We start from the raw sequence: 12,907 nt of genomic DNA, 5'->3' as shown, positions 1-12,907 counted from the left end.
GACCGGAGGTCACGAACGTGTCACGAAGCGGGCGGACCGGCTACCCCCGGAGCGTCGGCGAGCGAACCAGTACGAGAGGATCGGAGGCGCCATGACTGCCTGGTTGAGCGTCCTCGTCCCGCTGCTCGTGATGTTCTTCGCGCTCGGGATGGAACGAGTCGAGTCCCGCCTGCGGGAGTCCACGGTGCGGCAGGACGAGCTGGACGAGATGCTCGAACAGCCGCGTCCGGACGAGGTGCGGGCCCTGTTCCGGTCCGGCACCAGCCGCGCCCTGGAGCTGTTCCGGCTGCGTAACCGCCGCCGGCGGGGGACTCGCCGCAGCCAGGTTCCGTCGGCGTGACAAGATCGTAACGGGGGCCGCGGCGCGCCCTGTACACGCAACAGGCCCGATCGGATGAGAGTCCGATCGGGTCAGTGGTGCGCACGTGTGTGGCGAAGGCCTCTACACTGACGCGCCGACGACCCGCCGTGACGATCGCGGCCGGTGAACGAGGAGCATTGCAGTGGATGAGGTTCTGATCCGGGCCGGGATCTTCCAGGGGGTTGAGCCCCAGGCCGCCGAGGCGTTGACCGAGGCGCTGGAGTCCGCCGAGTTCTCCCGTGGGCAGGTCATCTTCTCCGAGGGTGAGCCCGGTGACCGCCTCTACATCGTGGCCGGCGGGAAGGTGAAGCTCGGCCGCAAGTCCCCGGACGGCAGGGAGAACCTGCTGATGGTGGCCGGGCCGTCCGACATGTTCGGCGAGCTCTCCATCTTCGACCCGGGCCCGCGCACGTCGTCGGCGACGGCGGTGACCGAGGTGCGTTGCTACACGATGGACCGCACCGCGCTGCGCGAGTGGATCGGGAAGCGGCCGGAGATCGCCGAGCAGCTGCTGCGCGTGCTGGCCCGCCGGCTGCGCCGCACCAACAACATGCTGGCCGACCTGATCTTCACCGACGTGCCCGGCCGGGTCGCCAAGTCGCTGCTGCAGCTCGCCCGCCAGTTCGGGTCGCAGGAGTCCGGCCTGCTCCGGGTGACCCACGACCTCACCCAGGAGGAGATCGCGCAGCTGGTCGGTGCCTCCCGGGAGACCGTGAACAAGGCGCTCGCCGACTTCGCGCACCGCGGCTGGCTGCGGCTGGAGGGCAAGAGCGTGCTGATCCTGGAGCCGGAGCGGCTCGCGCGCCGCGCGCGGTAACACGTTGGTACGCCTGTCCCAGTCCATGTGATGCTGGGCGGCGTGCCCGCCTCCCCCTCCGACTACCGGGCCGCACTGGGTGCGCCCGGTGCGGCCGCGCCGGTGTGCGCCTCGCTGATCGGCCGCTTCCCGATCGCGATGCACAGCCTCGCGACCCTGCTCTACGTCCGCGAGATCGAGGGTTCCTACGCGATCGCCGGTGCGGTGTCGGCCGCGCTGCTGGTCGGGACGGCGGTCGGCACCGTCGTCCAGGGACGCCTGCTGGACCGGCTCGGCCCGAGCCGCCCGCTGCTGCTGATCGTCGCGGCCTACGCGGTCGCCGTCGCCGGGATCGTCACCTGCATCGAGCTGCGCGCCGCGCTGCCGGTGGTGCTGCTCGCCGGGCTGGTGACCGGCTCCGTCACCCCGGCGATCGAGGGCTCGTCGCGGGCGCTGTGGTCGGACCTGGTGCCGGCCGGCCGGACCCGCGAGGCGGCCTACACCTACGAGGCGATCAGCCTCGAGACCTTCTTCATCCTCGGGCCCGCGCTCGCCGCGCTGCTCGCCGTCGGCACCCCGTGGCCGGGCACCGCGCTGCTGGTCGCCGCGCTGGCCGAGATCACCGGGACGACCTGGTTCGCGCTGACCCGTGCGGTGCGGCGGCGCTCGGCCCGGATCCGCGCCTCCCGGACCTCCGGCGCACCGGCCGGCGACACCGGGCTGCTCGGCGTGATCCGCAGGCCCGGCCTGCGCACGGTCGCGCTGGCGGCGCTCGGCTTCGGTCTGGTCGCCGGGACCGCGGAGGTCGGCGTGCTGGCGGCGACCGCGTCCGCCGGCTCGCCCGCGATGGGCGGGATCCTGCTGTCCGCCTGGTCGGTGGTCTCGGTGCTGGCCGGTGTCCTCTACGGACTGCGCCCCCGGCCGCGGTCGCTCGGGCTGCGGCTGCCGGTGCTGCTCGGCGGCTTCGGGCTGCTGGTGACGGCGATGGGGCTGGTCTCCCCGATCGGCTCGCTGGTGCTGCTGGCCGTGGTCATGATGGCGGCCGGGGCGCTGATCACGCCGCAGGTCACCGCCCACTCGCTGGGGGTCGAGCACACGGCGCCCGCCGACTCGGCGACCGAGGCGTTCAACTGGGTGGTGACGGCGGCGGTGCTCGGGGTGTCCGCCGGCCAGGCCGTGTCCGGTGTCCTGATCGACCGGTTCGGGCCGGTCGGCTTCGCCGCGGGCGGGATGCTGGGGACGCTGGTCGCGGTGCTGCTGTGGACCCGCCGGGCGACGATGGCCCCGATCGTGGAGTGCGAGCCCGCCGGGAGCGCCCGGTGAGCGGCGCGGGCGCGCTCCGCCGGCTGCGCGAGGTGGTGGCCGCCGATCTGGCCGGCGCCGACGTCGCGCACGACGTCGGTCACCTGGACCGGGTCGCCGGGCTCGCGGCCCGGCTCGCGGTCCGCGAGGGTCTCGACGGGTTCGTCGCCGCCGTCGCCGCCTACGTGCACGACCACCACCGCGCCGCCGAGGCCCGGCTCGGCCGGGTCGTCGCACCCGCCGAGTGCCGGGACGACGCCCGGGCCGCGCTGCGCCGCGCCGAGATCGACGAGTCGCTGTGGGAGCCGGTGCTCGACGCGGTCGAGGCCACCGGCCGCTACACGTTCTCCGCCGCGTCGCAGCCGTCCGGTCCCGGGCCGGCCGCCGCCGCGATCGCGGCCTGCCTGCACGACGCCGACATGCTCGACGCCATGGGCGCCACCGGGATCGCCCGCGCCTTCGCCTACGGCGGCGCCATCGGCGAGCCGCTGTGGGATCCGGCCGCGCCGCCGTCGTCGGAGGGCTACCGGCCCGGGCCCACCGGCTCGGTCGTCGCGCACTTCCACGAGAAGCTGCTGCGGCTGCGCGGCGAGCTGCGGACCGCGGCCGGGCGGGAGATGGGCGAGCGCAGGCACGCCGCGCTGGAGGAGTTCCTGCGCCGCTTCCGGGACGAGTGGGTGGACGCGCACGGCGACGACGCGACGGCGCCGCCCGCCCCGTGAAGCTCAGCCGCGCAGGTGGTCCAGCTGGGCGCGGACGGACATCTCGGCGGCGTCCCACAGCGAGGTGTCGACGTCGGCGTAGACCAGTTCGACGACGGCCCGCGGCGCCGCGTCCGGGCCGAGCTCGTCCAGCGCGGCGCGGACCTGGTCCAGCCGCTGCTCGCGGTGCGCCAGGTAGTCGTTCGCGATCCGGGCGGCGTCCGGCAGCTCCGGGCCGTGCCCGGGCAGCACCGGCGTGCCGGCCGGCAGCTCGGCGATCCGGCGCAGCGAGTCCAGGTACGGGCCGAGCGCGCCGTCCGGGTGCGCGATGACGGTGGTGCCGCGGCCGAGCACGGTGTCCCCGGCGAGCAGCGCCGCACCGTCCGCACCCGGCCCGGTGAGCAGCAGCGACACCGAGTCCGAGGTGTGGCCCGGCGTCGCCAGCACGGTCAGCTCGACGCCCGCGGCCGCGATCACGGTGCCGTCGGTGAGCGGTGCGGTGCCCGACACCAGCGACGGATCGGCGGCGTACACCGGCGCGCCGGTGAGCGCGACGAACCGGTCGATGCCACCGGCGTGGTCGTGATGGCGGTGGGTCAGCACGGCCGCGGCGACCGGGGCGCCGTCGGCCAGCGCCTCCAGGTGGGTGCCGTCGTCCTCACCGGGGTCGACGACGATCCGCTCCCCCGAGTCGGGGACCGACACCACCCAGGTGTTGGTGCCCTCCAGCGTCATCGGCCCGGGATTGTGCTGCAGCAGCACCGAGGCCAGCGGGTGCACCGCACGCAGGGCGCCGTAGTGCGGGTGGCTCATCTCGGTCCCACTCATCCCCGCTCGCTCATCCGGTCGTCTCCTCGTAGCGCCAGTCCGGGTCCCCGGGCAGCGTGATCACCGCGACCCGCCCCTCGCGCCGGATCTCCGGGGTCACCGGGGAGATGTCGCGACGGGCGGCGGCGTGCAGCACCGCGGCGGCGCTGGTGTGCCGGGCCAGGTCCTGCAGTGTGTGCAGGGTCGGCGCCATCAGTGAGAGCTCGCCGGCGGCGTGCCCGGCGAGCGCGTCGGTGGGCGACCACCAGCGGGCCTCCACCGCCTCGGTGGTCGCGTCGTCGGCGTCCTGGCCGTCGGGGACCCGGGCGACCAGGAACGCGGTGTCGTAGCGGCGCGGGTTCACCGCCGGGGTGATCCACCGGGACCAGGGCACGAGCAGATCGGCGCGCAGCTCCATGTCGTGCCGGTCGAGCAGGGCGGGCAGCGTGACGTGGCGCCCCTCCAGGTCCGCGCGCCAGGCGGCGGCGTCGGCGACCGGGCCCGGGGCCGCACCGCGCCGGGACGCGAGCAGCACCCCGCACTCCTCGAAGGTCTCGCGGACCGCGGCCGTCACCAGCGCGGCGGCGAGCGGCTCGGGCTGGCCGAGCCGGGAGCCGAACCGGGCCGGTTCCGGTCCGCGCCAGCGCGCCGGGTCCGGCACGTCGTCGGGTGACACGCTGCCGCCCGGGAACACCGTCATCCCGCCGGCGAACGCCATCCCGGTGACCCGCCGCTGCAGGAACACCTGCAGCTCACCGCGCTCCGGGGAGTCCCGCACGAGCAGCACGGTGGCGGCGGGTCTCGGCTCGACCGGCTGCGGCCGGGCCGGGTTCGGAGCTGCGGTGCCCATGTCCGGGACCCTAGGTCATCGTCGCGGCGGCCGGGCCGTGAGAATGCCCGCATGCGGATCGGACTGGTCGGTGCCGGGCCCTGGGCCCGTTCGGTGCACGCGCCGGCGATCGCCGGCCACCCGCGCTGGACGGCGGCCGGGGTGTGGGCCCGCCGGCCGGCGATGGCGGCCGAGGTCGCGGCGATCAGCGGCGGTCCGGTCCATGACCGGTTCGACGACCTGCTCGACGCCGCCGACGCCGTCGCGTTCGCGGTCCCGCCGCAGGTGCAGGGCGAGCTGGCGGCGCGGGCCGCGGCCGCCGGGAAGCACGTCGTGCTGGAGAAGCCGCTGGCCGCGGACCTGGCCGCCGCCGAGCGCGTCGCCGCCGCGATCGACGACGCCGGGGTGTGCTCGGCGACCGTCCTGACGCTGCGCTTCGACCCGGCGATCCGGTCCTGGCTGGACGCCGTGCCGGCCGGCCCGCACGGCCCGGACAGCACCGGCACCGCGCGCTGGCTGTCCGGGGCGCTGCTCGGCGGCCCGTTCGCGACGTCGGCCTGGCGGGCCGAGCACGGTGCGCTGCTCGACGTCGGCCCGCACCTGATCGACCTGCTGGACGCCGCCCTCGGCCCGGTGACCGGCGTCGACCAGGCCCGCCGCGACGAGCCGGACCTGTGGCGGATCGGGCTCGCGCACGCCGGCGGGGCGCGCAGCTCGCTCACCCTGTCGCTGCGGATCCCGGTCGACCCCACCGAGTTCGAGGTGTCGGTGGTCGGCGCGGCCGGCCGGCACCGGCTGGACACCCGCCCGGCCGACCCGGTGGCCTGCTACGCCCGGCTGCTCGACGATCTCGCCGACGCGGTCGCGGCGGGCGACCCGCGGCTCCCGGTGGACGCCCGCCGGGCCCTGCACCTGCAACGCATCGTCGACGAGGTGCGGCGGACGGCCGGGCAGTAACCGGGCCGGATCAGGCCGGGTCGGTGCGGGCGGTCCCGTTCCGCGGGGTCGGCTCGCCGCCGGTCTCCCGGGCCGCGAGCTCCTCGTGCAGGCGCTGCAGCAGATCCTGCTCGGTCGGGCTGAGCCGGTCGGCGAGGCTGCCCGCCGGCTGCGGCCGGGGCTGCGGCGACGGTCGCGGGATCCCGTTGCGGTCGGCGGGCGCCGGCGCCGCTTCCGTACCGCTGGTACTGCCCGGGCCGCCCGGGTCGTCGGCGACGAGCATGTGCCGGGGGCGGCGGGCCCGGCCACCCGACGGGCCGGGCGAGGGCGGCGGGGTGGGCGCACGCACGACGGGGACGCCGGGCGCCGGGGTCGGGTCGTCGGTTCCCGGCCCGTCCGGGGTCCCGGCGCCGTCCGGGGGCGCGGAGACCGTGCCGGTGTCGCCGGTCCAGGCCCCGGAGGCCCAGTCGCGCAGCCAGGCGTCCTCCTCCGCTGGCGGGCCCGGCGGCGTCCCGGTCCGGACGGCCCGCAACGGGTCGGCGTCGGCCCGGTCGGGTCCGCCGGCCGGGGCGTCCGGGGCCCGGCCCGCGGGATAGGGCGAGGGGCCGCGGGCCGCGTGCCCGTTGCCGGCGTGGTCCGGGATGGTTCCGAGCTCGGAGAAGGTCGGCTCCCGGTGGTCGATCACGCTGCCGGTCGCGATCCAGGCGTCGGAGCGCGCGGGGGCGTCGTCCGGGCCGCCGGTGCCGCCGACGGCGGACAGGCCGGCCTCCGGGGTGGCCGGTTCGGTGGAGCGGGGATCCGTGCCGGGTGCGGCCGGATTCGCCGCGCCGGAGGTGGCGCCGGGCTCCGTGCCGGGGGGCGCCGTGTGCCCGGCATCGGCTGCTGCCCCGAACTCCCCGCCGGGGGCGCCCCCGGTGTCCGCGCCGAATGGCGACTCGGTGCCCTCGCCGGACCTGCCGCCGCTGCGATCGGTGCGGCCGGCGCCGGTGACGCGCGGTCGTCCGTCCGGATCGGTGGACTCGAACCAGTCCCCGGCGGCGGACCCGCGCAGCGCGCGGATCGGGGGTGAGGGGCGCGGCGCGGGATGGGCGGCCGCGGCCGGTGTGTCCAGGTCGGTCACCGGATCGTCCGGGCCGGGCAGCCCCGCGTCGAAGGTCCCGGCGCCGGGTGCCGGGCCCGCACCGGTGCTAGAGGGCAGGTCACCCGGCGGGTGCTCGTCGGCCCGTTGATCGGCCGGCGCGGCCGGGGGGACCGCCCCGCCGGTCGGTGCGGACGGCGTCGGTGCCGGGGACCGGCCGCCGGATGCGAGCTGCGCGGACGTCGCGGACGTCGCGGACGGCCCGGATCGTGCGGGGGGCGTCGGCGACGGCGCGGGCGGTTCGGTCCGCTCCGGCGGGCCGGGGAGGTCCGATCGGGCGGGCAGTTCCGGCGGGCCGCGGAGGTCCGATCGGGTCTCCAGCTCCGGGGGGCCGGGGAGCTCCGATCGGGCGGGCAGCTCCGGCCGGCCCGGGAGATCCGGCCGGCCCGGGAGATCCGGCCGGGCCGGGAGATCCGGCAGGGCCGAGAGTTCCGGCCGACCCGGAAGGTCCGGCAGGGCCGTGAGGTCCGGCCGGCCCGTGTGGCCGGGCAGGGTCGAGAGCTCCGGCCGGACCTGACGGTCCGCCGGGTCGGAGAGGCCCGGCCGGGTCGAGGCGTCCGGCCGGTCCGGCGAACCGGACAGGTCGGACCGGGTCGTGCTCTGCGGCCGGCCCGGGAGATCGGATCGGTCCGACGGGTTCGCCCTGCCGGGGACGCCCGGGACGCCCGGCCGGGCCGCCGTGTCCGGCCGGTCCGGCGAACCGGACAGGTCGGATCGGGTCGTGCTGTGCGGTGGGCCCGGGAGATCGGATCGGTCGGACGGGTTCGCCGTGCCGGGGAGATCCGGGACGCCCGGCCGGTCCGCCGTGTCGGGCCGGTCCAGTGTGTTCGCTCGGTCCGCCGTGTCGGGCCGGTCCAGTGTGTGCGCTCGGTCTGCTGTGCCGGGCCGGTCCAGTGTGTTCGACCGGTCTGCTGTGTCGGGCCGGTTCGCCGTGTCGGGCCGGTTCGCCGGGCCCGAACGGCCGGGTGTCTCCGGCCGGTCCGCCGGCTCGGACGGGATCGACCGCTCGGACGGCTGCGCCGGGTCCTGGCTCTCCGCCGGGGCCGGTGGCGCGAACCGCTCGGAGGGCGTGCGGGACGCGAAGCGTCCGGACCGTCCGGACACCGCGCGCCGCTCGGATCGGGAGGGCTCGAACGGCCCGGTGAACCCGGCGGACCCGGCTAACCCGGACGAACCGGTGCGACCGGCGGACCCGGCGGCCCCGAACTCCTCGGCGGTCGCGGTCGGATCGCCTGCTCCGGCCGCTCCGGACGGATCGCCTGCTCCGGGGCCCCCGAATGCCTCGGCAGCCCCGGGAGCCCCGAAGGCCTCGGCGACCCCGGGAGCCCCGAATGCGTCGGCGACCCCGGGAGCCCCGAATGCCTCGGCATCCCCGGACGAATCGGCACTCCCGGAGACGCCGGCACCACCGGCCGGAGCGGACGGCTCGGCCGGAGCGGCCGGCCCGGTGGACGCGCCGGGCCCGGTGGCCCCGCCGGACTCGCCCGGCCCGGCGGACCCGGAGGGCGCGAACGGCTCACCCGCTGCGGAACGCGCGGACGACCCGCCCGGGGACCCGTAGCGCCCGGGACGGGGCACCGGCCGGTCCTCGGCGGACCCGGGATCGGGCCGGTCGCTCCCGGCGCGGGCGTCCGGGACGCCGTCGTCCGGTGTGCCGGGAGCGGCCGCGGCGAACCGGGAGCGCGGTTCCCACCCGTCGCCGCCCGGCCGCTCGTCGCGGGGAGGCCCGCCGGACCCGCCGATGCCGAGCGGATCGTGCTCCCGGTCGTCGTGCGCAGGAACCGGCCCGGCACCGACCGGCAGCGGCACGCCGGCGGCCCGGGCGGCACGGTGGTAGGCGGTGTCCTCGTCGTCGTCGCCGAGCACCTCGACCGACACGGCCAGCCCGGCCCGGCGCAGGGCGGTCTGCGCCTGGTAGGTCAGCACCTCGGCGGAGCCGCCGCCCCCGGTGCGGGCCAGCAGCAGCGGGTGCGGCAGCGGGCCCGGTGCGGAACCGGCCGGGGTGGTCCGCCAGGCCAGCCGCCAGCCACCGTCCGGGGCGGGGACGCCGGCGAGCGCGTCGGCAACGGCCTCGGCGTCCGTGACGGCCCCGGCGCCGGTCCCGGTGAAGCGGTGCGGCAGCTCGGCGACGGAGGCCGGATCCCCGCGGGGCAGGCAGCGGTCGGCGTCCGGCTGGACCCGGCGGGCCGCGGCCTCCGCGATCAGGTCGAGCCGCACCGACGGCGGCAGCACGACACGACCGGCGACCAGCTCGGCCACCAGCAGTTCCAGCGCGTGGCCCTCCTCACCGAAGGCGACGAGCTCCCGCCCGGTGGCGAGCAGGTCGTCGTCCACCCGGCCGGCCAGCTCCAGCAACAGCCGGTACGTGGGGTCGGACATGGGGCCTCCTTGTCAGCCGGTGGGCACCGGCGACCTGCTCCACAGCGAGACGGCGGCGGCGCACGCCGCCCGGTGGTAGGCGGTCGGCGGATCGTCGTCGACCCACACCTCCACCCGTGGCACGTGCTCGCCGTGCACCCGCAGCAGGCGCTGCAGGGTGGCGGTCAGCTCGACCGGCCGCTCCGCGCCGCGGACCAGCAGGAGCCGCGCGCCGTCGTCCCGGGCGGCGATGAGCAGCTCGCCGCCGTCCGCCGAGGACACGACCGACATGGCCGACCACGCGGCGAGATCCGCCGCCCCCGGCCCGAACGCCGGAGGGGGCCCGGCCGAGCCGGGCAGGACCGCGTCGACCAGGCGCCGTGACGGCGAACCCGGGACGACGACCGCGGCGAGCAGCGCCCGTTCGTCGTCGGTGATCCCGATCCGGTGCCGCAGCAGGGTCCGCGGCAGGGTCGCGCTCAGCGCGTTCGAGTCGCCGCCGGCGAGCCAGTTCCGCATCCGCCACAGCAGCTCGTCCGGAACCCGGCCGGCCAGCTGCAGCAGCAGCTCGTGCCCGGCCGTCGTCGTGCGCTCCGCTGTGCCCATGTGCTCGTCCCGCCGGTTCCGCTCAGCCGACCTCGACGGTCAGCTCGACCTCGACCGGCACGTCCAGCGGGAGGACGGCCACCCCGACCGCCGAGCGGGCGTGTGCCCCGGCCTCGCCGAACACCTCGCCCAGCAGGTCCGACGCGCCGTTGATCACACCGGGCTGCCCGGTGAAGGACGGATCGGACGCCACGAACCCGACGACCTTGACCACGCCGGTGACGGCGTCCAGGCCGACCAGGCCGTCGATCGCGGCCAGCGCGTTCAGCGTGCAGATCCGGGCCAGGCCGTACGCGTCCTCGGCGGTCACACCGGCGCCGACCTTGCCGGTCGCGGCGACCTTGCCGTCGACGAACGGGACCTGCCCGGCCGTGAACACCAGGTTCCCGGTGCGCCGGGCCGGGATGTAGGCGCCGGCCGGCGTCGCGACCGGGGGCAGGGACAGGCCCAGCTCCTGCAGGCGGGCGAGTGCGCTCACTGCTGGACCGGGCGCTTGAAGAACGCGACGAGCTGCTCGGCGTTCGCACCGGCGGTGACGGTGACCAGCTCCCAGCCGTCCTGCCCGAAGTTGTCCAGGATCGCCTTGGTGTTGTGGATCAGCAGCGGGGCGGTCAGGTATTCCCATTTCACAGCCGGGGAGCTCATGGCCGGACTCTAACCCGGGCGTCCGGGGGCGGGCCGCACTCCCGCGGCGGATGGCGGTCTGACTGCGACGGGCGTCCGTGTGGGCCCCGCCTCGTCGACGCGCCGCCCGCGGGCGGTCTCCGTACGGTGAACGTGTGACGACGACCGTCCACCCCGGCCGAGGGGACGACAGCGGAGACAGCGCGACCGGCACCGGACCACCCGGGGCCTGGCCCGCCGGTCTCGCGCGGGCGCGGCTGCACGTCGTGTCCGGCAAGGGCGGCACCGGGAAGACCACGGTGGCCGCGGCGCTCGCGCTGGCGCTGGCCACCGGCGGCAGGCGGGTGCTGCTCGTCGAGGTGGAGAACCGGCAGGGCATCGCGCAGGTGTTCGACACCGCGCCGCTGCCCTACGAGGAGCGGCGGATCGCGGTCGCGCCCGGCGGCGGCGAGGTCCGCGCGCTCGCCGTCGACACCGAGGCCGCGCTGCTGGAGTACTTCGAGATGTTCTACCGGCTCGGCATGGCCGGCCGGACGCTGCGCCGGATGGGCGCGATCGAGTTCGCCACCACCCTGGCCCCCGGCCTGCGCGACGTGCTGCTCACCGGCAAGGCCAAGGAGTGCGTCACCCGCACCGAGGCCGACGGCAGGCCCGCCTACGACGCCGTCGTGCTCGACGCCCCGCCCACCGGCCGGCTGGTCACCTTCCTCGACGTCACCAAGGCGATGGCCGACCTGGCGAAGGTCGGCCCGATCCACGGCCAGGCCGAGGGCGTCAACCAGCTGATCCACTCGCCGCTGACCGCGGTGCACCTGGTCACGCTGCTCTCCGACCTGCCGGTCAGCGAGACCCTCGACGCCGTCGCGGAGCTGGACCGGGCCGAGATCCCGGTCGGCACCGTCGTCGTCAACCGGATGCGTGAGCAGTGGCTGCCGGACCGGTCGCTGACCGCGGCCGCCGGCGGCCGGGTCGACGCCGGCCGGATCGCGGGCGGCCTGCAGAGCGCCGGGATCGAGCTGGCGCCGGACGAGATCGACGGCCTGGTCGCCGAGACGGTGGAACACGCCGTCGCCGTCGCCGGGGAGACCGCCGCGCTGCGCCGGCTGGACACCGAACCCGATCCGCCGCTGCCCCGCCTGACGCTGCCCGCCGTGCTCGGCGGCGTCGACCTGGGGGCGCTCTACGAGCTGGCGGAGTCGATGACCGCGCAGGGTGTGCACCTGGAGGCCCGGCGATGAACGAGGCGGACGTCCTGGACGTCGACGCGCTGATCGACGACCCGGGGACCAGGGTGGTCGTCTGCTGCGGCTCCGGCGGGGTCGGCAAGACGACCACCTCGGCGGCGCTCGCGCTGCGGGCCGCCGAACGGGGCCGTCAGGTCGTCGTGCTGACGATCGACCCGGCGCGCCGGCTGGCCCAGGCGCTCGGCCTGTCCGAGCTGTCCAACGACCCGGCGCCGGTCGCCAGGGCCCGCGGCGACCTGGCGGCGATGATGCTGGACATGCGCCGCACCTTCGACGAGATGGTGCAGGGCCACGCGCCGCCCGAGCGCGCCGAGAAGATCATCGAGAACCCGTTCTACCAGGTCATCTCCTCGTCGTTCTCCGGGACGCAGGAGTACATGGCGATGGAGAAGCTGGGCCAGCTCGTCGCCGCCGGGACCTGGGACCTGGTCGTCGTCGACACCCCGCCGTCCCGGTCGGCGCTGGACTTCCTGGACGCCCCGCAGCGGATGTCCCGGTTCCTCGACGGCCGGATGATCAAGCTCCTGGCCGCGCCGGCCCGGGCCGGCGGGCGGGGGCTGCGCCGGATCGTGGAGGCCGGGTTCGGGCTGTTCGCGAAGGCCGTCGGGACGATCATCGGCGGCCAGATGCTGCAGGACGCGTCGTCCTTCGTGCAGGCCTTCGACACCCTGTTCGGCGGTTTCGCCGAGCGGGCCGAGAAGACCTACGCGCTGCTGCGCTCGCCGGGGACCGCGTTCCTCGTCGTCGCCGCGCCGGAGCCGGACGCGCTGCGCGAGGCCGCGTACTTCACCGACCGGCTGACCTCGGAGGACATGCCGCTGGCCGGGCTGGTGCTGAACCGGACGCATCCGGTGCTGGCCCCGGTCTCGGCGGCCCGGGCCCGGGCGGCGGCCGAGCAGGTCGGCGGGCCCGGATCGCAGATCGCGGCGGCCGTGCTGCGCCTGCACGCCGACCGGGTGGACCTGCACGAGCGCGAGGAGCACCTGCTCACCCGGTTCTCCGCGGCGCATCCGTCGGTGGCGGTGGCGCGGGTGCCGGCGCTGGCCGGGGACATCGCCGACCTGGACGGGCTGCGGAAGGTCGGGGCGCTGCTGGCCGGGGACGCCGAGCCGGGGGCCGTCGCGACCGGGAGCTGAGCCGCGAGACGGCACTCCACAACGGAGCTGCGCCGCTGGTGTTGTAGTTTAGAAGGCCACTAAAAGCAC

Annotated in this window: 13 protein-coding genes; 7 read left to right on the top strand and 6 right to left on the bottom strand. The window is 76.7% G+C overall.

Annotated features, from left to right (window positions below; genetic code table 11):
- Positions 1-91 precede the first annotated feature (91 nt).
- From ABD160_RS12485 to ABD160_RS12470, 4 genes are all read left to right on the top strand, one after another.
- Entirely contained in the window at positions 92-340 is a 249-nt protein-coding gene (locus tag ABD160_RS12485; protein WP_344021712.1) for a hypothetical protein, read from the top strand.
- 163 nt (positions 341-503) lie between these two features.
- The gene (locus ABD160_RS12480) at positions 504-1,178 is read left to right on the top strand and encodes a Crp/Fnr family transcriptional regulator (protein ID WP_344021710.1); all 675 of its coding nucleotides are present in this window, start codon (positions 504-506) and stop codon (positions 1,176-1,178) included.
- A gap of 42 nt (positions 1,179-1,220) precedes the next feature.
- A complete protein-coding gene (locus ABD160_RS12475; RefSeq protein WP_344021708.1) occupies positions 1,221-2,480 on the top strand; it encodes an MFS transporter in 1,260 nt (419 codons plus the stop codon).
- Positions 2,477-3,181 carry an HD domain-containing protein gene (locus ABD160_RS12470; protein ID WP_344021706.1) on the top strand — a complete coding sequence of 235 codons (705 nt, stop codon included), beginning with the start codon at positions 2,477-2,479 and terminating at the stop codon, positions 3,179-3,181. Before ABD160_RS12475 ends, ABD160_RS12470 begins: the two co-directional genes overlap by 4 nt.
- Positions 3,182-3,184: 3 nt before the next feature.
- Here ABD160_RS12470 and ABD160_RS12465 read toward each other — a convergent pair whose 3' ends face one another.
- Together ABD160_RS12465 and ABD160_RS12460 are read right to left on the bottom strand one after the other, a co-directional pair.
- Positions 3,185-3,973 (bottom strand): MBL fold metallo-hydrolase, encoded by a 789-nt coding sequence (locus ABD160_RS12465; RefSeq protein WP_344021783.1) that lies wholly within the window; start codon positions 3,971-3,973, stop codon positions 3,185-3,187.
- A 25-nt stretch (positions 3,974-3,998) separates the two neighbouring features.
- The gene (locus ABD160_RS12460; RefSeq protein ID WP_344021704.1) at positions 3,999-4,817 is read right to left on the bottom strand and encodes an NUDIX hydrolase; all 819 of its coding nucleotides are present in this window, start codon (positions 4,815-4,817) and stop codon (positions 3,999-4,001) included.
- A 51-nt stretch (positions 4,818-4,868) separates the two neighbouring features.
- Between ABD160_RS12460 and ABD160_RS12455 the strand changes: the two genes are divergently transcribed.
- On the top strand, positions 4,869-5,753 hold the full coding sequence (locus tag ABD160_RS12455) for a Gfo/Idh/MocA family protein (protein WP_344021702.1): 885 nt from the start codon (positions 4,869-4,871) through the stop codon (positions 5,751-5,753).
- 10 nt (positions 5,754-5,763) lie between these two features.
- On the opposite strand, the gene ABD160_RS12450 is transcribed toward ABD160_RS12455, so the two are convergent.
- The 4 genes from ABD160_RS12450 to sp36 are packed head-to-tail and all read right to left on the bottom strand — an operon-like array spanning position 5,764 to position 10,479.
- Entirely contained in the window at positions 5,764-9,249 is a 3,486-nt protein-coding gene (locus ABD160_RS12450; protein ID WP_344021699.1) for a hypothetical protein, read from the bottom strand.
- Positions 9,250-9,261: 12 nt separating this feature from the next.
- The gene (locus ABD160_RS12445) at positions 9,262-9,834 is read right to left on the bottom strand and encodes a hypothetical protein (protein ID WP_344021697.1); all 573 of its coding nucleotides are present in this window, start codon (positions 9,832-9,834) and stop codon (positions 9,262-9,264) included.
- A 22-nt stretch (positions 9,835-9,856) separates the two neighbouring features.
- Complete coding sequence (locus ABD160_RS12440) at positions 9,857-10,312, bottom strand: RidA family protein (RefSeq protein WP_344021695.1); 456 nt, start codon at positions 10,310-10,312, stop codon at positions 9,857-9,859.
- Positions 10,309-10,479, bottom strand: coding sequence for a Sp36 family protein (gene sp36 / locus ABD160_RS12435; protein ID WP_085914543.1), 171 nt, complete (start codon positions 10,477-10,479; stop codon positions 10,309-10,311). The genes ABD160_RS12440 and sp36 overlap by 4 nt, the downstream gene beginning before the upstream one ends.
- Positions 10,480-10,715: 236 nt before the next feature.
- On the opposite strand from sp36, the gene bagA reads away from it, so the two are divergent.
- Positions 10,716-11,696 carry an ATPase BagA gene (gene bagA, locus ABD160_RS12430; protein WP_344021781.1) on the top strand — a complete coding sequence of 327 codons (981 nt, stop codon included), beginning with the start codon at positions 10,716-10,718 and terminating at the stop codon, positions 11,694-11,696.
- Positions 11,693-12,838 carry an ArsA family ATPase gene (gene bagB / locus ABD160_RS12425; RefSeq protein WP_344021691.1) on the top strand — a complete coding sequence of 382 codons (1,146 nt, stop codon included), beginning with the start codon at positions 11,693-11,695 and terminating at the stop codon, positions 12,836-12,838. Before bagA ends, bagB begins: the two co-directional genes overlap by 4 nt.
- Positions 12,839-12,907: the final 69 nt, after the last annotated feature.

It is taken from the genome of Pseudonocardia kongjuensis (assembly GCF_039526905.1).
Lineage (GTDB): Bacteria > Actinomycetota > Actinomycetes > Mycobacteriales > Pseudonocardiaceae > Pseudonocardia > Pseudonocardia kongjuensis.
This window is presented reverse-complemented; position numbering and strand designations above follow the sequence as displayed.